The 21,392-nt window shown below is 43.9% G+C and carries 18 protein-coding genes and 1 tRNA gene; 10 read left to right on the top strand and 9 right to left on the bottom strand.

What is annotated here, in order from left to right; all coding sequences use genetic code 11:
- Positions 1-21: 21 nt before the first annotated feature.
- Positions 22-723: a peptidoglycan-binding domain-containing protein gene (locus ACEYW6_RS23330; protein ID WP_412981629.1), complete on the bottom strand. Its 702-nt coding sequence runs from the start codon at positions 721-723 to the stop codon at positions 22-24.
- A 383-nt stretch (positions 724-1,106) separates the two neighbouring features.
- On the opposite strand from ACEYW6_RS23330, the gene ACEYW6_RS23325 reads away from it, so the two are divergent.
- The 7 genes from ACEYW6_RS23325 to ACEYW6_RS23295 all read left to right on the top strand — a co-directional run bounded on the left by ACEYW6_RS23325 (position 1,107) and on the right by ACEYW6_RS23295 (position 9,802).
- Entirely contained in the window at positions 1,107-2,555 is a 1,449-nt protein-coding gene (locus ACEYW6_RS23325; protein ID WP_412981628.1) for a hypothetical protein, read from the top strand.
- Positions 2,556-2,752: 197 nt separating this feature from the next.
- Positions 2,753-3,214: a ribosome maturation factor RimP gene (gene rimP / locus ACEYW6_RS23320; protein ID WP_196512349.1), complete on the top strand. Its 462-nt coding sequence runs from the start codon at positions 2,753-2,755 to the stop codon at positions 3,212-3,214.
- A 195-nt stretch (positions 3,215-3,409) separates the two neighbouring features.
- Positions 3,410-4,696: a transcription termination factor NusA gene (nusA, locus tag ACEYW6_RS23315; protein ID WP_190894784.1), complete on the top strand. Its 1,287-nt coding sequence runs from the start codon at positions 3,410-3,412 to the stop codon at positions 4,694-4,696.
- 148 nt (positions 4,697-4,844) lie between these two features.
- On the top strand, positions 4,845-5,114 hold the full coding sequence (locus ACEYW6_RS23310) for a YlxR family protein (protein WP_104905836.1): 270 nt from the start codon (positions 4,845-4,847) through the stop codon (positions 5,112-5,114).
- Positions 5,115-5,595: 481 nt separating this feature from the next.
- Positions 5,596-8,751 carry a translation initiation factor IF-2 gene (gene infB / locus ACEYW6_RS23305; protein ID WP_412981627.1) on the top strand — a complete coding sequence of 1,052 codons (3,156 nt, stop codon included), beginning with the start codon at positions 5,596-5,598 and terminating at the stop codon, positions 8,749-8,751.
- Between the two features lie 105 nt (positions 8,752-8,856).
- Positions 8,857-9,477, top strand: coding sequence for a low-complexity tail membrane protein (locus tag ACEYW6_RS23300; RefSeq protein ID WP_190894782.1), 621 nt, complete (start codon positions 8,857-8,859; stop codon positions 9,475-9,477).
- Between the two features lie 127 nt (positions 9,478-9,604).
- Positions 9,605-9,802, top strand: coding sequence for a hypothetical protein (locus ACEYW6_RS23295; RefSeq protein WP_069073454.1), 198 nt, complete (start codon positions 9,605-9,607; stop codon positions 9,800-9,802).
- Here the strand turns inward: ACEYW6_RS23295 and ACEYW6_RS23290 are convergent.
- Positions 9,799-10,335, bottom strand: coding sequence for an alpha/beta hydrolase (locus ACEYW6_RS23290; protein WP_412981626.1), 537 nt, complete (start codon positions 10,333-10,335; stop codon positions 9,799-9,801). The two genes, ACEYW6_RS23295 and ACEYW6_RS23290, sit on opposite strands and share 4 nt — an antisense overlap.
- A gap of 471 nt (positions 10,336-10,806) precedes the next feature.
- On the opposite strand from ACEYW6_RS23290, the gene ACEYW6_RS23285 reads away from it, so the two are divergent.
- Positions 10,807-12,501, top strand: coding sequence for a DUF1565 domain-containing protein (locus ACEYW6_RS23285; RefSeq protein ID WP_412981625.1), 1,695 nt, complete (start codon positions 10,807-10,809; stop codon positions 12,499-12,501).
- Positions 12,502-12,933: 432 nt separating this feature from the next.
- On the opposite strand, the gene ACEYW6_RS23280 is transcribed toward ACEYW6_RS23285, so the two are convergent.
- Complete coding sequence (locus ACEYW6_RS23280) at positions 12,934-13,227, bottom strand: DUF3493 domain-containing protein (protein ID WP_412981624.1); 294 nt, start codon at positions 13,225-13,227, stop codon at positions 12,934-12,936.
- 33 nt (positions 13,228-13,260) lie between these two features.
- On the opposite strand from ACEYW6_RS23280, the gene ACEYW6_RS23275 reads away from it, so the two are divergent.
- Positions 13,261-13,332: transfer RNA gene (locus tag ACEYW6_RS23275), tRNA-Thr, on the top strand.
- Between the two features lie 124 nt (positions 13,333-13,456).
- On the opposite strand, the gene ACEYW6_RS23270 is transcribed toward ACEYW6_RS23275, so the two are convergent.
- From ACEYW6_RS23270 to ACEYW6_RS23255, 4 genes are all read right to left on the bottom strand, one after another.
- Positions 13,457-14,500: a M42 family metallopeptidase gene (locus ACEYW6_RS23270; RefSeq protein ID WP_412981663.1), complete on the bottom strand. Its 1,044-nt coding sequence runs from the start codon at positions 14,498-14,500 to the stop codon at positions 13,457-13,459.
- A gap of 13 nt (positions 14,501-14,513) precedes the next feature.
- Positions 14,514-15,593: an SGNH/GDSL hydrolase family protein gene (locus ACEYW6_RS23265; RefSeq protein ID WP_412981623.1), complete on the bottom strand. Its 1,080-nt coding sequence runs from the start codon at positions 15,591-15,593 to the stop codon at positions 14,514-14,516.
- Between the two features lie 288 nt (positions 15,594-15,881).
- Positions 15,882-17,276 (bottom strand): S-layer homology domain-containing protein, encoded by a 1,395-nt coding sequence (locus ACEYW6_RS23260; RefSeq protein WP_412981622.1) that lies wholly within the window; start codon positions 17,274-17,276, stop codon positions 15,882-15,884.
- A gap of 872 nt (positions 17,277-18,148) precedes the next feature.
- Positions 18,149-18,280 (bottom strand): hypothetical protein, encoded by a 132-nt coding sequence (locus ACEYW6_RS23255; RefSeq protein WP_269141782.1) that lies wholly within the window; start codon positions 18,278-18,280, stop codon positions 18,149-18,151.
- 594 nt (positions 18,281-18,874) lie between these two features.
- On the opposite strand from ACEYW6_RS23255, the gene ACEYW6_RS23250 reads away from it, so the two are divergent.
- Positions 18,875-20,080, top strand: a complete 1,206-nt coding sequence (locus ACEYW6_RS23250) for a histidine kinase (RefSeq protein WP_412981620.1) — start codon at positions 18,875-18,877, stop codon at positions 20,078-20,080.
- Between the two features lie 29 nt (positions 20,081-20,109).
- On the opposite strand, the gene ACEYW6_RS23245 is transcribed toward ACEYW6_RS23250, so the two are convergent.
- Both ACEYW6_RS23245 and ACEYW6_RS23240 read right to left on the bottom strand, forming a co-directional pair.
- On the bottom strand, positions 20,110-21,135 hold the full coding sequence (locus ACEYW6_RS23245) for a diguanylate cyclase domain-containing protein (RefSeq protein ID WP_412981619.1): 1,026 nt from the start codon (positions 21,133-21,135) through the stop codon (positions 20,110-20,112).
- On the bottom strand, positions 21,123-21,392 hold a 270-nt coding region (locus ACEYW6_RS23240), incomplete at its 5' end, for a hypothetical protein (protein WP_412981618.1). The genes ACEYW6_RS23245 and ACEYW6_RS23240, both read right to left, overlap by 13 nt.

Genomic DNA, 21,392 nt, shown 5'->3' with positions numbered 1-21,392 from the left:
GGTAGGAGTTTTTGGTAGCGACTAGGGTGTAGCTGTTGGCGTAGCTGTTGGCGTAGCTGTTGGCGTAGCTGTTGGCGTAGCTGTTGGCGTAGCTGTTGGCGTAGCTGTTGGTGTAGCTGTTGGTGTAGCTGTTGGTGTAGCTGTTGGTGTAGCTGTCGGTTTAGCTGTTGGTGTAGCTGTCGGTTTAGCTGTTGGTGTAGCTGTCGGTTTAGCTGTTGGTGTAGCTGTTGGTTTAGCTGTCGGCTGACTAAAGACTGTCTTTGCTTCTTCATTCAGCTTTTGGCGGAGTGCTAAATCAGCAATTCCAGTTTCTGACAACTGATATTTCTTCTGATACTCCTTCACCACTGCTTCCGTGCGGGAACCATAAAAATGATCGCGCGGGAGGGGAGGATTTGGCTTTACCACTGCATTCAAATTTGCTTGCAGAATTTGAACAATGTTAGCTGCAAAATCTTGGGTTTTTGGCCCTGCTATCCCATCAACTGGTTTTAGCTTATAACCCGTCTGAAATTCACGAATTGCCTTTTTAGTTTCCTCATCCGTCAAAGCACCATTTGTTACCTTGACGTTATAGCCTAACCCTCGCAACACAGCACGGAATTGCTGGGGCGTATAGCTACGTTGAAGGGCTGCGAAACCTGTGTCTGCAATTACCATACTAGCAGTTATCAGGCAAGTAACAGCAAAGGTCGCGCTTGATTTTCCAAACCCACACCACATAATTTAAAACTCCTTTGGGTTAAATCAGCAGGATTATAAATGTTAACAGCTGCATTTTAAGTTTGTTTAATAACTTTTTTCGCCGTTATTTAATGATTTTTGAATAATTTGTGATTTATTTTTGTCATATTTAAGTCAATTTACAAAAAATAGTTTGTGTCATCCATCAAAAGACGTATCTTGTATGAGCAGAGATACAGCAGTTATCATTTGAATCGAATGCACCCTCTTGAGCGCTAAATTACATTAAGAGCCACAGATGTGCGTCCCTAGGGGGTCGACTCAACTGTAAATCGCTGTAATTGGTTAGAAAGAGCCGAAAATTAGTAAATGAAAAAGCTTATATTCCAAATATCAAAAATATGTATAATATATGACAAAAAATGAAAAACATAAAATCTTCTAAACAGCGGAATCTTTGGTTTGAAAGATTTATGGCAATTGCTGCCACAGTAAATTTAGGTTTAGTTTTGTTTAATTTAAGTTACGTACCTTGGCGAGATTTCTACTTGCGAAAACTTCCTCAAATTATTCAGATTTATGACCCAATAAAAGGTATCGAACCCCATCGAGACACAAAAAGTTATCTAGAAACAATAGACGCATTAGAAGAACAAGTCAGCAAAACAGGGTTACAGTCGCCTCAAGTAAATAGCAGACTAGAGGAAATAAGGCGTCTAAGCAACGAGATTATTGACACTAACCCGTTTGCGGGAGTGAATAAGAGTGGGACTCTGGAAAAAATCAAAAAGCGGATGCGATCGCACATCGGTAACGAATCTGCAAAACAGTCCTTTGGTACTTTTTGGAGTCAGCCTTACTTATCACAAAATGGCTGGGTTAAAGAAATTAATTTTTTTAACGAGAGCATCCGCCCTTTGATTGCATCTAACTACTACCGCCAAATCGGTGAGAATGGCGAACTTGTTGATAACTTCTGGATTATTGACTTACCCTTTGTGATTTTATTTGGCGTAGAGCTGCTGGGACGCACTTTCTTGATCAGACGCCAACATCCTGGTTTAAGCTGGTTTGAAGCGCTATTGTGGCGTTGGTACGACCTATTTTTACTACTGCCATTTTGGCGCTGGTTGCGAATCTTACCTGTATTAGTCCGCCTCGATCAAGCGCGGTTATTGGATCTCCATCCAGTGAGAAAGCAAATTCATCAGGGGATTGTCGCCAATTTTGCCGAAGAACTCACAGAAGTAGTAGTGGTGAGGGTAATTAACCAGGTTCAGGGTTCAATTCAGCGAGGTGACTTTACGCGCTGGCTCTTACAAAAAGAAAATTTACGTCCCTACATAGATATTAATAATGTCAATGAAGTGGAAGCGATCGCAAGCCTTTTGGTAAAAACAATTGTTTACCAAGTATTACCGGAAATTCAACCTGCGATCGTTGCTATTTTACGCCACAACATTGAAACCGTCTTCCATCAAGTCCCCGTCTACCGCAACCTCCAGAACCTCCCTGGTGTGGGACAAGCCCAAACCCAATTAAGTGAACAAATGGCGACTCAAATCACAACTAATCTTTACAAAACTTTAGTTAGCGCTGTTGAAGATCCTGTTGGCGCAAAACTCACCAGTCAACTCGTACAAAGCTTTAGCGATGCCTTGGGATCTGAAATCAAAGAAAAACACGTACTTTCAGAAATTCAGAGCTTACTTTTTGACTTCTTAGAGGAAATCAAACTCAACTATGTCCAGCGTTTATCCCAAGAAGACATAGACCAAATTATTGAGCAAACCAGGCAGCTACGAACACAAGTATCAGTTCCAGCAGTAGTGAATAAAGGTACTACTTTGCCAGAAAGACGGGAAGGGTAGAGAGAGCAGAGGAGCAGGGGAGCAAGGAAACAGTGAAGCAGTAGGGAGAATACGCAATGCCCAATGACTATTGACTATCCAAGAAATGCGCTAAACTCGAATTAGGCGAATCATTATTGGTTCGTCACAAGACTTCTTGGAAGATATACCTATCGCAGGAAGTGGGTCGATGCCCACTTTTTTTATTGAATTCTCTCATGGCTCATCCTTTAGTTCCACAAATTATTGATTTAGCGACACCAGTGGCAGAAGAACTGGGATTGGAAGTGGTTGGCGTGGTTTTTCACACCAACCAAAGTCCACCAGTATTGCGGGTAGACATTCGCAATCCTGAGCAAGACACTGGGTTGAACGATTGTGAGAGGATGAGCCGTGCTTTAGAAGCTTCCTTAGATGCTGCCCAAATTGTTCCAGATGCCTATGTCTTGGAAGTGTCTAGTCCTGGGATTTCGCGGCAACTGGTAACAGACAGGGAGTTTATTTCCTTTAAAGGATTTCCTGTCATTATCTCCACTTCGCCACCCTATGACGGACAACAAGAGTGGACTGGTCAGTTAATTCGCCGGGATGAGACAGCACTTTACTTAAATCAAAAAGGTCGTGTAGTCGAAATTCCCCGCTCCCTAATTACTAAGGTGCAACTAGACGAGCACCGATAAACAAAGAGCTATGGCTCAGGAGTTAAAGACTAGAGTACTTTGGCTCAAGGCAAGAGGTTAGGGGTTAGACGTTAGGGACTAAGGGCTAGAGATTAGGGGCTAGTGTAAAGCTATCCTCTAATCTCTGGCTCTAATGCGTAGTTTTCAGTTCCCATTCGCCACTCCCCATTCCCTAATTTTTAAAGGAGATTGCTTATGTCAATGGTTACTTTACCTGGATTAAAAGAATTAATTGAAAGTATAAGTCGAGAGCGGAATTTACCCCGTCTTGCAGTTCAATCAGCTATTAGAGAAGCACTACTCAAAGGCTACGAACGTTATCGCCGCGCCCAGAATTTAGAGCGCAAACAGTTTGATGAAGACTATTTTGAAAATTTTGAAGTAGAACTCGATATTGAAGGAGAAGGATTTCGCGTTCTTTCCACCAAAACCATTGTCGAAGAAGTCAATAACACAGACCACCAAATTTCCTTAGATGAAGTTCAACAAGTAGCTCCGGAAGCGCAGTTAGGGGACTCTGTAGTGCTGGATGTGACCCCAGACCAAGGAGAATTTGGTCGGATGGCGGCGATGCAAACCAAGCAGGTATTGGCTCAAAAATTACGGGATCAACAGCGCCAGATGGTGCAAGAAGAGTTCCAAGATTTAGAAGGAACAGTCCTGCAAGCAAGAGTCCTGCGGTTTGAGCGGCAATCTGTGGTTCTGGCAGTGAGTAGTGGCTTTGGTCAGCCAGAAGTAGAAGCCGAATTACCGAAGCGGGAACAGCTGCCCAACGATAATTATCGGGCAAATGCAACCTTTAAGGTATATCTCAAAAAAGTTTCCCAAGGCCAGCAACGAGGGCCACAGTTGCTTGTGTCTCGCGCTGATGCTGGTTTAGTGGTTTATCTTTTCGCCAACGAAGTCCCAGAAATCGAAGATGAAGTGGTACGGATTGTTGCCGTAGCTAGGGAGGCAAACCCCCCCTCCCGTTATGTCGGCCCCCGGACTAAAATAGCAGTAGATACCCTTGATCGCGATGTAGACCCAGTTGGTGCTTGTATTGGAGCCAGGGGATCGCGAATTCAAGTGGTAGTCAACGAATTACGCGGTGAAAAAATAGATGTAATTCGTTGGTCACCAGACCCAGCAACATATATTGCCAATGCCTTAAGTCCAGCACGGGTGGATGAAGTACGCTTAATGGACCCCGAATCCCGGCAAACTCACGTACTCGTGGCTGAAGATCAACTGAGTTTGGCCATTGGGAAAGAAGGGCAAAACGTCCGTTTAGCAGCCCGCTTGACTGGTTGGAAAATTGACATCAAAGACAAAGCTAAATATGACTATGCAGGAGAGGATACCAAATTCGCAGCCGTCAGAACCAAATATCAATCAGAGGAATTAGAGGAAGACGATCTTGACTTTGAGGAAGAATTAGAAGATGAAAATCAGGACGAATTAGAAGAGGAGGATACTTTTGACAATAACGATGACGAGTAATTGATTAATTTTGTAAAGTTTTGATACTGTAGATTGTAGTCTCAGTCTCAAGGATTATTTTCTCAAAAGCTACTTGGTATAAGTAAAAAATAGTAATAATAAACTTCTTTTTACATCCAAAATCCTGGACTGAGATCACAGAAAACCGATGAAACCAAATTATCGGCGCTGTATTAGTTGCCGCAAAGTAGGCTCCAAAGATGAGTTTTGGCGGATTGTCCGCGTCTTTCCATCGGGAAAGGTACAATTAGATCAGGGCATGGGGCGTTCTGCCTACATTTGTCCAGAAACGAGTTGCTTACAAGCGGCTCAAAAAAAAAATCGACTAGGGCGATCGCTACATGCATCAGTGCCAGAAACACTGTACCAAAGCTTGTCGCAACGTCTAGCCCGCAGCAATACCCAAAACCAAATTTAGTTGGAACAACTTTGTGACGTCATCATCATAGGAATTGTGCGAGAGCCGAAGTCGTGCTTTCATCACACCCTCTGTTGATCGTTAAGGTTAGTGCCAAAATAGTAAATGGGTGTAAAAGGCATTCGGCTCTCCAATAATTAAGAGGGACGAGGCAACATTCCCAGAACAAGATGTAATCGATTGTGTTGTGGAAGACTCAGAATCAACAAAACAAGAAACTACAAAATGGCAACCTGGTAGCGCTCAGGCGCAGTTCGGCGTCAGGGGTTCCTATAAAAATCTTTTATTTAAAAAATTTTTATGGGTGTCCCTCAACCATCATTCCTGGTGGGGATGCCATTATTAAACCGAAACATCTCTCTTTCCTGATTGGAGGCACCGGCAAAATCTGAACGGCAGTCTAAAAACAGTAATCCAAGGATGGAGATGTCGCAAACCAGGCAACCATCCGCTAAAACTGTAAATTAAAGGGGAAGAGTGGATGAACAACGGCAAAGTTAGAATTTATGAATTATCAAAGGAATTGAATTTGGATAACAAAGAGCTACTAGCAATTTGCGACCAGCTCAACATCGCGGTCAAAAGCCATAGCAGCACGATTTCAGAATCCGAGGCAGAAAACATCCGCACGGCTGCGGAAAAACTCGCAGCTATGAATGTCTCCGCCAAAAAGGAACTAGGTACAACCAGCCATAAACCAAATTCACCACCAAACGGCGGACCTGCGCGACCTGCTGCACCCCACAAACAGCAAATTTTGGAAATACGCAAACCCAAAATATTGAGAAATACTACCTCCAACGCCCCAGAGGCGTCAGTTGCTACCAATACCCAAGCTGCCTTGTCTGAAGCTAATCCTCCCTCACCTCCACGGCCCTTCGCTACACCAGTCTCACCTATGAAGCCGACGGCACCAACTCGACCCGTACCCCGGAATCAATCTGAGACCCAAGAGCAACCTCCTGTCACAGACTTGGAACAAACGCCAAGTCCAAATCAGGCATCGGAAAAAATAGCATCCCAAAAACCGGAAAAAATAGTTCCAGCCAGAGCGAAACCGGAAAAACCTCAAAAACCGCAACTAGTTGCTCCTCCGGCAAGACCTGCGGCGGAAGAAGCCCAGGTGGCAGATGAGCCAGTCTCTCAGGCAGATAAACCGATCCTCAAACGCGACCAACGGCTACGGCCTGCCGAAGGCGATCGCGAGCAAATTAAGCCCAGAGTTGCTAAACTGCCAACTGACCAGTCTCCAACATCTGCACCACAAAGACAAGCTCGACCCACCCCTGCACCCACCAGACCAGAGCAGAGGGGCAGTAGACCATCTGCACCATCGCAACTAGGAGAGGGGCAACGACCCAGACCAGCCCGCCCTGGTGAATCAGTAGCAGCCGCAATGCCGATCGCTACTCCACCTAGACAGATGTCAGGAATAGCAGGCAAATCTCAAGGATTGGGTGATGAGCCAGTCGCACCTGATCTCCTCGATTTGAAACGCCCAAGTCCACCTCGCCCCACCAAAGGCGGTAAGAAGTGGGTAGAAGAGGAAATAATTGACGAAGTTAAAGAGAAAGCCAAAGCTGGCGTCAAAGGCAAGCGGATCAAGCCGATACTGGATGATGAGTTTGAAGAAGATTTGCTGGATGATGACGATCTCGACTCACCAGCCACCGTCCAAGTCAGCCTTTCCATTGCCCGTCCTCCTAAACCTAAAGCTACTCGACCTGTGCAGATGCCAGGCGCAACCCTTGCTAGCGCCCCAACTGCTAGAGGAAGTAGAAAACCTGGTTCTAAGTCTGGTTCTGGCCGTGACCATCACAATAACCGTCGTCAACAAGAAGCCGATACAAAACGTGACCGTCCCGAAAAGGTCACGATCACAGGCCCGTTGACTGTGCAAGAGTTGTCTGACGTTTTAGCCGTTCCCGATACAGAGATTGTGAAAATCCTGTTCCTTAAAGGCATGGCGGTGAGTATCACCCAAAATCTGGATATTCCCACAATTACCCTGGTAGGAAAAGAACTAGAAATAGAAGTCGAAACTGCCGAGCGAGAAGCAGAAGCTCGGAAAATTACAGAAATGGTCGGCGCAGAAGACCTAGAATATCTCCACCGCCGTCCACCTGTCGTGACAATTATGGGTCACGTAGATCACGGTAAAACAACCCTGCTCGACTCAATCCGCAAAACAAAAGTGGCTGCTGGCGAAGCTGGTGGGATCACTCAACATATTGGTGCATACCATGTGGATGTGGAACATGAGGGCAAACCACAGCAGATAGTCTTCCTGGATACTCCTGGTCACGAAGCCTTTACAGCAATGCGGGCCCGAGGAGCACGGGTAACAGATATTGCCGTGTTGGTAGTAGCTGCTGATGATGGTGTGCGTCCCCAAACCATTGAAGCCATTAGCCACGCCCAAGCAGCGGGAGTGCCAATTGTTGTTGCAATCAACAAAATCGACAAAGAAGGGGCACAGCCAGAACGCGTCAAACAAGAACTCACCCAGTATGGTCTGACCTCAGAAGACTGGGGTGGTGAGACGATCATGGTTCCCGTGAGCGCGATCAGGGGTGAAAACCTGGATACGCTCTTAGAGATGATTCTGCTAGTAGCAGAGGTTGGAGAACTATCTGCCAACCCAGATCGTACCGCCAAAGGAACTGTAATTGAAGCACATCTGGATAAAGCCAAGGGAGCAGTTGCTACCCTGCTAATTCAGAATGGTACCCTGCATGTGGGAGATATCTTGGTAGCTGGCTCGGCTTTCGGTAAAGTCCGGGCGATGGTGGATGACAGAGGTAAGAGAGTAGACATTGCTTCTCCTTCCTTTGCCGTCGAGGTGTTGGGCTTAAGTGATGTGCCAGCAGCAGGCGACGAGTTCGAGGTCTTCCAGAACGAAAAAGAAGCCAGAGCACTCGCTAGCGATCGCGCAGACAGACAACGCCTATCCCGTTTGTTACAGGGACGTGTTACCCTTACAACCCTGTCCGCTCAAGCACAAGAAGGCGAGTTGAAAGAACTCAACTTGATCTTGAAAGGAGACGTACAAGGTTCCGTAGAAGCAATTGTGGGAGCGCTCAAGCAAATCCCCCAAAACGAAGTCCAAATCAGGATGCTGTTGGCTACTGCTGGGGAAATCACCGAAACAGATATCGACTTAGCAGCTGCCAGTAACGCTGTGATTATTGGCTTCAACACCACCTTTGCCAGTGGCGCTAGACAAGCCGCTGATGAAGCGGGTGTGGATGTCCGGGAATACAACGTGATCTACAAACTACTAGAAGATATCCAAGATGCCTTGGAAGGTCTTTTGGAACCAGAGTTGGTCGAAGAACCCTTGGGTCAAACCGAAGTGCGTGCCGTCTTCCCAGTCGGTCGCGGTGCTGTTGCCGGTTGCTACGTTCAATCTGGCAAGCTAGTTCGCAACTGCAAAGTCAGGGTGCGACGCGGCGGTAAGGTGATCTTTGAAGGCGTCCTTGACTCCCTAAAACGGATGAAAGAAGATGCGCGTGAGGTCAACGCCGGTTATGAATGCGGTGTCGGCATGGATAAATTCAATGATTGGGTCGAAGGTGACATCATCGAATCCTATCAAATGGTTACCAAGCGCCGCACTCTCACCTTAACGAGATAGTGCTGAGGGTAAAATGGTTAGAAGTTAGGAGTGGTAAATTAGGAATTAGGAGTTAAAAGCTGCTAATTCCTAACTCCTAACTCATAACTCATAACTTTTTATAATATGCATTCATTTCGCTCTGAACCGATTTTGTGGATTCACGTCGCTGGATTGGCGACGTTGCCTGTTTTTTTAATACTCTGCTTATTGTTCCTGTCTGTAGGCGAGCCGTTTTTGCCAGTCTGGATGGAGCTATTCTTAGTTGCCGCTATTGGTGTTCTCCCCCTGCTATGGATGCAGTTGCGTCGCCCTTTTTATATATTTGCTCTTTTAGGAATAGCCCTAAAGCCAGAAAATCTGACTGAGCGGCAGCGAAAAATTCTCTGTTTAATTAATACAAAGTTAAATCGTATCCTGGCATTAGTGGCAGCAGTATTGTCAATTTGGGTGCTGTGGAATCTTTACCAAATTGCTCCATTAGTAGCAGATTCAGCTAAATTTCTCCCACAATGGCGCAGCCTCGCACTACTGCTGGCGGGATTAGCCTTTTTAGGCAGCAATTTATTTTTACAAATACCTGTGAGTGTAATGCGAGTTTTGGTGACTAATGACACAGAATTCGCTGGCATAGAGCCATTATCTTTAGAAAAGATTAAGCAGGATTTCACAATTTTAGGGGTGCGGGTGAATCAAATCGTGCCCCGGTTGTTGCAATCTTTGTTTAGGATTAATACAGATTCGTAGCAGCCCTCAAAGTAATATTATTTACTTTAAAAGGCTAGAAATAAGCAACAGGGGAGCAGGGTGATAATTTATAACTCTTGACCCCTGACTATTGACTGTTGAAGTTAAAATAAAGGAATGAGGAACTATGGCTCAAATTCCAGCTTCTAGCGATCGCCAATTTTCTGCTGATACTGAAATTTGGTATAGCCTCAAATGTGCGATCTCCACTAGTTCCGGTTTTCAACGCTGGCAACTAGAACGTGATGCTCAATTACAGGGAATTCGCTTGGAACAACAGGTACAACGTTATTTAAGGGAAACTTTAGAAACTTTAGCTTACTAAAAATTTAGTAAATCTTGTAAGCTTGTTTGCAAGCGACGGAGTTGACGGTATGCACCTTCCAAGCGTTTGCCATCAACTTCCACTTCATTGGTGGGATAATTTTCAATAATTTCGATTAGCGACACCTGCCCATCTTGACTCGCAGAAAGCACCAACGCTGCTCGCAAAGCCTGTCGGTCTGCTCTCCGAGAGGGTGTATAAATAACCTGACTAATTTGATCCAAAATAATATTACCAATCCGGCTATTCAGCACTCTATCTAAAAATACAACGTTTACCTTTACCGGCTCCGTTAAATACTGACGAATGGCTTTGGGGTCTTGTCGTGCCAAAGCGAAATTAACTCGTAGCGAACGTGAAAGTTCACCTGTTTGGGCAAAGGTAGATAGCTCCTCCACTGAAATTGATTCACGAAAGATACCATAATTTAGCACTACTCGTTCCGCAGCAAAGACAGGAGTGGACAAAAGTAGAAGACAGGTACTACCTATTAAAACTAAAGCGCGACGCAGCCCCAAAAATTTAAAACGCATTTCTTCCGATTTCCAACAAGTTTGCTTTTACTGTGATGCTATTTCAGCAACATTATTTACAGCATCTAGCTTTGGGCAATACAAAAAAATAAATCATTTAGTAGGTGGAATGAGCGCTTATACAAGGCAGCGAGAGACTTGTTGACACATCCGCTTCATCCCGAAAGCCCCTAGTACAGCTTGGCTGAAATACAGCTACCATCTCAATTAACAAGACTTGAGGCGTAACAAGGGGCTTAAGTTCCTTGTTTGTTAAAGGTGGGTAAATTTCGCCTATAGTTTACTAGTAGAATTTTCTGAATAAAATAATATAACTAATGTATAAGTTCTGTGATCTATCTAAGGAATTTAGCTGAATCAGCCCTAATCATCCAGTATAGTTTTGCATGGGTTTTACAGCAGCTACAAGGCTGCTTGCTACCTTCAACCTTGTCCGACAAACCGTAATTCAGCACATCACAGACTCAAAAAATGAAATACCGGGGTTTTCACGTTTCTCCATCGGAGATTTTTCACCTTCTTTCTAGCAGCCATCTCAGATATACTTTACGCGTGGGAGCCGGACTAACGGCAATGCTTGTTGTTTCTAGTGGGTCAATACTACTATCTGGTGAGGTTAATGCTGGTGCTACTCACCCAGAAAGTATCAGCCCAACTCTCACAGCGCAAGCTCCTGCAACAGCCGCAGCGATTTACGTTAATCCAGCAACTGGTACAGATAGTGCTGGTGCTGGTACAACCTCAACTGCACCCTACAAAAGTATCAGTTTCGCTCTCAGTCAAGCCCAACCAGGTGCAATTATTCAATTAGCACCTGGGAACTATAACCAGGAAAGTGGCGAAACCTTCCCGCTGTTGCTGAAACCAGGGGTGACACTGCGGGGTGATGAAGCTACAAAAGGTCAGGCGATATTGATTACAGGTGGAGGTTTCTACACGAGCCGTACCTTTGCAAGACAGGACATTACCATCCTTGCCGACCAAGATACCACGATCGCTGGTGTAACTGTCACCAACCCCAATAGCCGGGGTACGGCTGTGTGGGTGGAGTCAACTAATCCCATTATCAAAAACAGTACTTTTACTAACAGTGTGAGAGAGGGTGTTTTTGTCACGGGTACAGGCAATCCCAAAATTGAAGGTAACCTCTTTGTGCAAAACCAAGGCAATGGGATTTCAATTGCTAGAGCTGCCCAAGGAGAAATCAGGAATAACTTATTTCAGGATACTGGTTTTGGTCTGGCGATCGGTGGCACTTCCACACCCCTAATTGTGGAAAACCAAATCGTCCAAAACCAAGACGGTCTTTTTATCTCAGAGTCTGCAAAGCCAGTATTGCGTAAGAATGTCATTCAGAATAATAAGCGGGATGGAGTAGTAGCGACTGTCAACGCTTTACCCGACCTTGGCACCAACGAAAATCCTGGTGGCAACCTTATTCGCAATAACACTCGTTATGATGTGAACAACGCTACTAAAACCGGTCAAATTATTGCTGTTGGCAACGATATTGATCAGAAAAAGATTTTCGGCTCAGTAGATTTTGTTGCCGCAGCTGTCGACGTACCACCTGGAGGACCTGTCGCCTTTAAAGATGTGCCAGCAAATTACTGGGCAAAAACCTACATCGAAGCTTTAGCCTCCCAAAATATTATTGCTGGCTTTCCTGATGGCAGCTTTAAACCCAATGATCCTGTAACCCGCGCTCAATTCGCCACTATTGTTACTAAAGCCCTAACACCACCAACCAAACGCACAGCAATTAAATTTAAGGATGTAGCAAGCAATTTCTGGGCTTACGCTGCAATTCAATCTGCTTACCAAAGTGAATTTGTTTCTGGTTATCCCGATGGCACTTTTAAGCCACAGCAGCAAATTCCGAGAGTGCAGGCGTTAGTAGCCTTAGCTAATGGTTTGGGCTTAACTGCGAATAATCAGAATGTCCTTTCCTTTTACACCGATGCTGCCCAGATTCCTAATTATGCGATCGCTCCTGTTGCGGCTGCAACTGCACGGCAACTAGTAATTAACTATCCCACAGCCAAGCAACTCAATCCTAATCGAGAAGCGACTAGAGCCGAAGTTGCTGCCTTTGTTTATCAGGCACTCGTCAATGCTGGACGTGCTCAACCAATTCCTTCATCCTATTTGGTAACAGTTCAGTAAATGCCTAGTAGCGTTGCGCGTAATTCGTAATTACGTTTTTGCAAAGGTTTCAGACATTTCAAAAGGGTGGTTTATTGCCGCCTGTACTACTTCGCAAATTGGAAGCGCCAGACTAACAAATTATCAGTCTGGCGCTTCCAATATTGTGATTTTTCTGAACTTTAAGGTTTTTTAAACATAAAATTTGGGGTCTTTAAATATAGCTGACCCCATTTGAATGTGATTGGTTTTATGGTCAGGGTCTTTATATTGGCTGACCCCGTTTCAACGATTTCTAGTTTCTCAGAAATTTTTGCTTTTTGATATTTCCTAATAATTTTTTTATTTTTTATCTTTTGATATTTTCATCTTTATCAAAGCATTAATAAATTTGAAGAATATAAATATATATAAAAGGAAAGTAATAAAAAATAACCACTAAAATTTCTCCCTTCAGGAATTAGAATTTTTACCCGATTGGGTGCTTCGTTGCCGACGCTGTTCCCAGCGCCAGAGGAAAACCATTAGGGCAACTATTCCTAGTTGGAGAGCCAAACTAGGCAAAGCACTCTCAACATCTCGTCCGGCAAGCACTTGGAAGAAAAAGACGAATGCACCGAGTGAGCCAGAAGCAGCGAAAGCGATGTAGAAAAATTGTCGTAAGCCGCGATAAGGAGCGGCTATTTCTGCTTTGAGGCTGGCGTATTGTTCAGGGTTAAGGCGATTTTTGCGATTTTGATCTACCATGATTAAATCATGTTATACTCTTAGATTGTGAACGCCGATGTGGCTCAGTGGTAGAGCAGCTGATTCGTAATCAGCAGGCCGTGGGTTCAAATCCCATCATCGGCTTTGATGAAAGTATTACCCAATACTAAAGTCTGACATAAATCAAGCATTTAGCAAAATGGGTGTAAAAACTATCGCACTCCAATTGATTAGATTATATTTTGTAGATTAAATGAGTTTTGAAACTTTACTCAAACTCAGTTTCGCAAAAAGCTTTTAATAAATCGATACAATTAGCGATCGCTCCTAAATGAGCAATTTCATAGCCATGTGTATTTTGGGTAGGAAACGCCAAACAAGCAGCACGCCCAACATGACCAAATTTCATAGCAATTGAGGCATCGCTACCAAATCCGCTCAAAGTTGTTAACTGCACTGGTATATCGAGTTGCTTGGCACTATGGCGCAGTTGTCCATTTAGCCCCTCATCATATATCCCATAAGCATCTTGAGATAAAAGTACAGGGCTTTCCCCATCTTTCACAGGATATTCCTCAGATAATGGACAAATTTCTAAAGCAATCAAGGCATCCAAAGGCTGGTTTTGAGTGAAAAATAGCGCCCCAATTGCTCCTACTTCTTCTTTAGCTGATGCCACTAAATAAACATCAAAAACTGGCTGTTTCAAGTCTTGAGCTAAAGCTAGCAAAATGGCAACAGAAGCTTTGTTATCTAAGGTGTAACCGGCAATATGATCCTTTAACCGAATTGGCCGCTTGCGATGCTTACCGATTACCATTCTAGTTCCAGGTCGAATGCCAGCTGCTTCTAATTCAGCAGATGTGAGCTTCGTTTCAATCCAGGCATTTTCCCACTTAACAGTAGTATCTTCCTGCTGCACTTTTTGGGGCGATTCGTGGGAAACGTGGCGGGAACCAAAGCTGAGAATACCGTTAATGGTTTCGTTATCTCCGAGTAAATCGACAACGCCTTCGCCGTAAACCCACGGGAAAGAACCACCGAGTTTGCGGACTTCCACGCGACCTTCATCACCGAGATTCTTGACAATTGCGCCAATTTCGTCTTTGTGTGCCGTGATAGCGATCGCTCGGTCTGGACTTTTGCCTGGAATCTTGGCAATAATATTATCGGCGCGATCGCACCATACTTCTACACCCAGCGCCGCAAATCTTTGCATCAACAACTGATTAATCTCAGCTTCTACACCACTAGGAGAATGGTGCATAACTAATTCTTCAATAATTTCAAATAAGCGATCGTAATCCCACATCAATACAGTTAGTTTAGTTTTCAACTGTTGTATGAGACAATTGTGCATCAACAACCCGACCTGCTGTTATAAGTGCTGATCTTTTTTGTTGACGCTTCAGCACTCCTAGCACACCAAAAGCACCAAGAGCTAAAATCCCCAAGTTTATCGCAGGTTCAGGGACAGACTTAGCCTCAATCGCCGCTAGTGCAGTATCTGCTACCAACTTATGAACGCCTGTTGTTGGATGCACAGAGTCAAAGAAGAAATAATCGTTTGGTTGAGAACATACACTTGTGATTGTCTGTAAAGTCCCTATTACGCAAGGGGTAGCCACATCTTTAAACCCAAATTCCCCTGGATTGGCTTGTACTTGATTAAAGAGGGAAAACACATCCACAGAAATCAGATTCAGGTCAGAGTTATTGCTAAACTTGCCTATTTCCTCTGCTAATCTTGTGTTATGGTCATTTGTCAAACCAGTCAAGTTACCAGATTGACCTGTTGCGAATGCAAATGGAATCTTGCCCAAATCGGGTAAATTAAAGACTAAAATATTTTTTGCGCCAGATGAGGCAAGTAACCCTACTGCATCTGATAAATTCTGGACTGTTTGAGCCGGATTGATAGCTTGACCAAACAGATAATCATTTGCACCTCCCGATACAGCATAAAGTGCATTTGGATCAAGCTTCTGATTGGCTTGGAAAATCTGTTGTGTCAACAAGCCGACTTGCTCTAGTACTCCCGGTAACGGTGCATTAGGTACAACAGCATTACCCTGACCAGAATTAGCGCCGCCCACAGCAAAGTTAATACCTTGATTGGGAATAGTAGGATTTAAAGTAATGTATGGAGAGGGTTTTAATCCTAGCTGCTCTCCGAGGTAGTCTACCCACACTTGCTCATTGGAAAAACGCCCTTGAAAGTAGGGTGGATCTTGGGGAATGGCTGTTGTCGGAGCAACTAAACCACCAGTAGCAGCGAAAACATTGCCAGTATCAGAAAGACTGTCGCCAAATACATAAAATTTGCTAAAACTCGCAGCATTCGCTTTGAGCGGCAACATAAAAGATAAGAGAACAAATCCTGCTGCTACAGCTTGTTTTTTCATATTTGTTTTACCTGTGATATTTTCTAGCTTGTTTAAAAGCAATGAAAGGGCTATAGTTCGACAACTTGTCTTTAGAGTTACTTCAAAACTAAGTAGGTCTATTGAGTAACTTACGTTGTTTCACTTAACTATGCCTCAAAAATTCATCAAACACAGGTAAAAACGCTGAAAATACTTAGATTTACCTTTTCTTAATAAAAAATAGTTGTTGTACAAAGAAATGGCAAAATTTACCTCCCAAAAGGTTTTAATTGCTCACTTTTATGCTGATGATAGACCAACCGCCTTTTAACTTTGCTTTAATTTCAAAGCCTCAGTAGCCGACACACCCTCACCCTGAGTGCCGAAATACCACAAAGCCGTAGCAGCCTCAGCACGAGTTACTGGTTTTTTGGGTTGAAACAGAGTCGTATAACCAAACACCCGTCGAATATTCGATTGTTCGCTATTCTGGTAATCAGCCAACACTGCTTTTAAAGCCTTAGGGTCAATTCGCGCTGCATCTTGGAAACCCCAGGTTTGTTTGACCGCATCTAAGTTAGCAGAGGGTAAAGCTTGGCGAGTATCTAAGGGTAATTTCCACAGCAGCAACTGTTCCCGCGTTAGGGGTGCATCAGGACGAAACAAAACTACTGTAGAATCTCCAGACAAAGGACTAGGAATTAATCCAGCCTCAGCTAATCCCTGAATTGCTGGAAAATCAGGGTCTTTTGCGGACACATCACTAAAAGCTGGTTGAGTACTTTCTGAAGCCAAACGAATTTGTTTAGCTGGATTGCTGGCATACATGGCATTGTTAGCAGCAATTAGCCAACGGGCGTATTCCCGATGTGTAACGATTTTATTGGGTTCAAACTGGTTAGTTATGGCAGTAGAGTTGCTCTTAGTTGCCTTTGGTTCTAGAGATAAAACACCTAATGCAGCCAAGTCTTGGATGTGTTGCCGCCATTCTTGCGGTACCTTATTCAGATCGTTGAATTCCTGAGATTCAGGTGTTGCTGTAGGAGTTGTTTGGTTATTAGCTGTACTTGGTGGCTGCGCTGCCAAGTTTGCAGGTGGTATTGGGCCAATAAACTGTGTATCTCCTGGTTGAGGAACGGCGTTAGTAGTTGCGTTAGAACTTGTAGTTGGGGTAGGTTGTGCCGTTGCAGTACTATTCGGTACGTACTCAATTAATAATTCAGTGGCTGTTTGGGGTTGATTAAGTGTAGCGTTAGTAACTGATTTAGGCTGAATGGAAACCTTCAACAGCAAATCATTACGACGTGCCTCAAAAGCACCTCCCGCATCATCTGTTGGCTGTTGTAAAATCTGCCAGTTATTTGTTTGAAACTGGCTACTATAAAAGCTAGCAATAAAGTTGCTGGGGTCAGAACTTAACCAACGAGTTGAGACTCTGTTTTCTGAGCCACTAGCAGGTGTAACTTCCTGTAGTTTGGCATTGGAATATAGTGGGATATCTTTGGGAAAATCAGATGGTAACTGAAGTGTTGATTCGTTTTGCTGTGCTTGCGGTTGGTTACCCTGAGATTCTCCAAAGACAACTGGATTGCTTTGCAGCTTAGGATCTGCCGCCAAAGATTGCTCAAGGTTTTTGGCGACTGGACTGTTAGCACAGGCTGTTAACGAAGTGAGTAGAACAGCCCAAATTAGAAATACAGATGGACGTTTACAGGGAAGCACAGGAAATCACAAATTGAGTTTCAATTCCTACCCTAGCGCAGACTGTTCATTAAATGTGATTTGGACATTGGACATTGGGAAGAAACAAGGGAGAAACTTGTTTAATAATTCTCCCTTGTCCCCGTTGTTCCCTTGATCTCTCCCTCTTCCCCTGCTTATCTTCGCCTTGGTGAAGATGATATCTCAAAAAATTAGTAAACGGTAGCTTTTGCTACCGTGTTGTCTTCGTTTTACGCTTATTTGTTTTACGCTTATTTATATAGTTCCCTAAAATTCTGGCAAACTAACATTTTCGGAAAAAAAATAAAAATAAAGCTGTAATACTTGCTATACAAGAGTTGTATGATTTTGATGCTTGAAGTAATACTCCACCACAGGGATTATGAAAGGTTAAGAGAGTTCATGGTAAGCACTTTAGTGATTAGATGAGGGCTAGAGCCACCCACTACGAACTGCTCAAAATTAATATGGCAGACTACCAGATTGTGAATCAGTTTTTCAGATAGTTCTGTAATTATTCAGTTGCCAGAGCAGATAACTGATTGATAACTCACCAAAAAACAGTGTAGCTACCAAAAGCTTTAATCTTCTTCCAGATGCACTAGCAGTCAGGCGATCGCAAAGCAATGGAAGTGATAGACTAGGATTAAAGCCCCCCTTAGCCTCACTCAAGGAGGGGAATAGATCAAGTTCGCTAACGCTCACTTACAATCGATTCTGGAAATTATTCATCTGACGATGGTAAGCTGAGTAAGGCAATAGCCAGAAAATGCCAGTGTTAAGCAATTTCAGGAACTTAGCGTAAGTTTATGGTTCTTGGAGTCCGGGGTCATAGGCAAAGTAGCCAAGTGTCGCGGCAGTTTCCCTAATATCTATAAATAGATTTTCTGGGGAAATGCTACTTGTGCTGTAGTCAAGAGTTTCTTGGCAGCTTCGAGAGCAGTAAGTGCTTCCTCTAGAAATGCGTAGTTTACCGCCGTAGGCATCGCCTCTATGTTATCCAATGCTTTCTCTGGGGCAATCCATCCCCTGTTCTTCTGGGATAGGGCAAGATTCTTTAGGAAGGCTGGGTACAGGGTATGCTTTGCAAGTTATAGAGGTAGTACATAGTCAGCTATGACTGTTTACCCAATCCTACAAATGATTGGGTAGAGGCAAAAAAGACACTTCATCGGATGCACTGGCGGTTGAGAAAACCCTCTACAAACTTGGTCTGAACAGTTAACAGCTTCCTGATAGATTAGATACAATTAGCATCTGCGTTTGCTTGGGTGATGGCTTGTTCAAAGCGAGTACTCTAATTGACATGCTGCTCCACTAGCCGATTTGACATAGTATTAAAACTTTTACCTGCTAGCTCTGGCGAAAATTTTTGAATCAGGGCAAATTAAGACTTATATTCAAGAGCAAGGGTGTTTCTTGGAGATGAAGTCAGCCAAAAAGGGGCAAAAGGTTGAAAAACATATGTCTGATGTCAAAAATTCAGGTCTGATAAGAGTATGAAAATCTAAAATAGATATTAAATTGAAGAAAAACAACGACCATTGACAACCGTCAGTCCATTTTACTTTCTGTAAAGCGTCGCCAGGTTGTTACCAGTGCTGAAACACGATTACATGCAAGTTTCCCAGGATCAGCCTATTTATTCTGAGGCTCCACTCCAGCTGTTACTGTTTGTTGATGGACGCCCAAAGTCCCGACAGCAGGTACAGCGAATACGTGCTTACTTAAAAGAATTGCAGGCTGAGTATAGTTTTGAACTTCAAACTATCGATGTTGGACAACAACCTTACTTAGCAGAACACTTTAAGCTGGTAGCAACGCCAGCTTTAATCAAAATCCATCCCGAGCCACGACAGGTTCTGGCTGGGAGTAATATCATAGCGCAATTGAAAAACTGGTGGCCTCGTTGGCAAGTCGCTGTAGACGCTTACTTAAAATTACAGGAAGACTTGCAAGAATGTATAGACGACAATTCTAGGGTGACATTACCCAAATCTACTATCCGTTCAGTTGCTGTTTCTGCTGAACTAATCCGACTCTCAGACGAAATTTTTCGCTTGAAACAGGAAAAAGATAATCTCCAAGAGCAGCTACAGTTTAAAGATCGGGTAATTGCTATGCTGGCGCACGATCTTCGTAATCCTTTAACTGCTGCCGCGATCGCAATTGAAACTCTCCAATCTAATTACAATCTAGAGACAGGTCAATTCCAGCGCCTCAAGCCATCGATGACGGCACATCTATTAAAACAAGCCCGCAATCAAACTAAGGTCATTGACCGGATGATTGCCGACCTTTTACAGGTAGGTCGTGGTAAAGATACAGAATTCCCGATTATACCACAAAAAGTACAGTTAGGCAAACTGTGCTTAGAAGTTCTGGAAGAACTGTGCGATCGCTACACCGCCAAATCGCAAGAGGTAGAAACAGATATTCCTAATGACTTGCCATACGTATACGCTGATACAGAACGCATCCGCCAAGTGCTAGTAAATCTGTTGGATAATGCCATCAAATATACGCCAGAAGGTGGCAAAATTAGCGTTGCCGGATTACACCGCACTACCCAAAAAGTTCAGTTTAGTATTGGCGATACTGGGCCTGGTATTCCTGTAGAGAATCGCGATCGCATCTTTGAAAACCACTTCCGCCTACAACGGGATGAAGGTACAGAAGGTTACGGAATTGGTCTTTGTTTATGCCAACGAATCATCCTGGCACATTATGGCCAAATTTGGGTGGACTCTGCCCCCAATAACGGAGCATGGTTCCACTTCACACTACCAGTGTATCCTTCTTAGAGATTGGTCATTCAAATGACTAACGACAACTAAGAACTTGAAACAAAGCGATCGCGCCCCCCAGCCTTTGCTTGGTAGAGTGCCTTATCTGCCTGGACAATCAAATCTGAAGGTGAAGATTCCCAAGTGGGGACAACAGTCGCCACGCCCATACTGAGGGTGACATACTGACTCACCGCAGACCCGTCGTGAACAATTTGCAAATCTTTAATTCCCGCTTGTATCGCTGCGGCAACGTGAACTGCTCCAGATGCAGGGGTGTATGGCATAATCACAGCAAATTCTTCGCCACCATAACGCGCTACCAAATCCTGATGTTTTTGGGCTTTAAGGTTTAAGACAGCACCCACCTTTTGTAAACAGACATCCCCAGCAGGATGGCCATATCTATCGTTATAAAACTTAAAAAAGTCGATATCACACAAAATCATTGATAGTGGAGATTCCTCTTGTGCGAGATTAATCCACTGAGTATTGAGATAATCGTCAAAGCGACGACGATTAGCCAACTCAGTTAAACCATCTACATTGGCCAGGTGCTGCAAAGCTTGGTTTGCTGCCTCTAATTGTTTGTATACTTGCGCTTGCTGTAGCAGTCGGCGCAGGCGCTGGCGCAATACAGGCCAGTGAATTGGCTTAGTGACATAATCAGTCGCCCCTGCATCAAAAGCACGGTTTACAGAGTCCTCATCGTCCAAACATGTGATCATCAATATGGGAGTGCGCTCCCATATCTTGGAGATAATAGTATTGTTAAGAGTCGAGTCAGTATCAAAGGTTGCAAGGGCCGATATTAGATTATTCCTGGCAATCTGGAGCAAGTGCTTACAGCAAGTAAAGCCATCCATCACAGGCATGACAGCATCTAGCAAAACTATATCCGGTTTGATAGTCTCGTAAGCATCTAAACATTGCTTACCATCATTGACCTCGACCACTCGATAACCTTCTTGTTCCATAGCTTTACGCAACAACACTCGGATAGTCTTGTCATCATCAGCCACTAGAATCAGTGGTGGTTGCTTAGAAAGAGAAAATGGGCTTATGCCTGACATGAGTTGCCTTCCACTTGCGGGACTATCCGAGAAAAGGCTGTGCAACTCAATCGCACAGGGGCGATCGCTCTTTTTATCAATGCCAGAATTTGCGGCAAAGGTGTGTCTGGCTTCACAATCAACTGTTTTTTGACAATAGACTGCTCAATGTTAGTGAGCCAAGCAAGCGGTAGATAACTAATACCAATTTTATATGAAGCTGCATATAATAGAGAAAACAAACTCGATAAATTAAAATAACCATGAGCCGCCCTTTT

It is taken from the genome of Nostoc sp. UIC 10607, assembly GCF_047228265.1.
GTDB classification, from domain to species: domain Bacteria; phylum Cyanobacteriota; class Cyanobacteriia; order Cyanobacteriales; family Nostocaceae; genus Nostoc; species Nostoc foliaceum_A.
The sequence above is the reverse complement of the archived record's forward strand: the minus strand, read 5'-3'. Positions and strand labels throughout refer to the sequence as shown.

Bases quoted from the DNA above. Each gene is read 5' to 3' on its own strand.
- ACEYW6_RS23330 (WP_412981629.1), bottom strand. From the start codon at position 723: ATGTGGTGTGGGTTTGGAAAATCAAGCGCGACCTTTGCTGTTACTTGC.
- ACEYW6_RS23325 (WP_412981628.1), top strand. From the start codon at position 1,107: ATGAAAAACATAAAATCTTCTAAACAGCGGAATCTTTGGTTTGAAAGA.
- rimP (WP_196512349.1), top strand. From the start codon at position 2,753: ATGGCTCATCCTTTAGTTCCACAAATTATTGATTTAGCGACACCAGTG.
- nusA (WP_190894784.1), top strand. From the start codon at position 3,410: ATGTCAATGGTTACTTTACCTGGATTAAAAGAATTAATTGAAAGTATA.
- ACEYW6_RS23310 (WP_104905836.1), top strand. From the start codon at position 4,845: ATGAAACCAAATTATCGGCGCTGTATTAGTTGCCGCAAAGTAGGCTCC.
- infB (WP_412981627.1), top strand. From the start codon at position 5,596: ATGAACAACGGCAAAGTTAGAATTTATGAATTATCAAAGGAATTGAAT.
- ACEYW6_RS23300 (WP_190894782.1), top strand. From the start codon at position 8,857: ATGCATTCATTTCGCTCTGAACCGATTTTGTGGATTCACGTCGCTGGA.
- ACEYW6_RS23295 (WP_069073454.1), top strand. From the start codon at position 9,605: ATGGCTCAAATTCCAGCTTCTAGCGATCGCCAATTTTCTGCTGATACT.
- ACEYW6_RS23290 (WP_412981626.1), bottom strand. From the start codon at position 10,335: ATGCGTTTTAAATTTTTGGGGCTGCGTCGCGCTTTAGTTTTAATAGGT.
- ACEYW6_RS23285 (WP_412981625.1), top strand. From the start codon at position 10,807: ATGAAATACCGGGGTTTTCACGTTTCTCCATCGGAGATTTTTCACCTT.
- ACEYW6_RS23280 (WP_412981624.1), bottom strand. From the start codon at position 13,227: ATGGTAGATCAAAATCGCAAAAATCGCCTTAACCCTGAACAATACGCC.
- ACEYW6_RS23270 (WP_412981663.1), bottom strand. From the start codon at position 14,500: ATGTGGGATTACGATCGCTTATTTGAAATTATTGAAGAATTAGTTATG.
- ACEYW6_RS23265 (WP_412981623.1), bottom strand. From the start codon at position 15,593: ATGAAAAAACAAGCTGTAGCAGCAGGATTTGTTCTCTTATCTTTTATG.
- ACEYW6_RS23245 (WP_412981619.1), bottom strand. From the start codon at position 21,135: ATGTCAGGCATAAGCCCATTTTCTCTTTCTAAGCAACCACCACTGATT.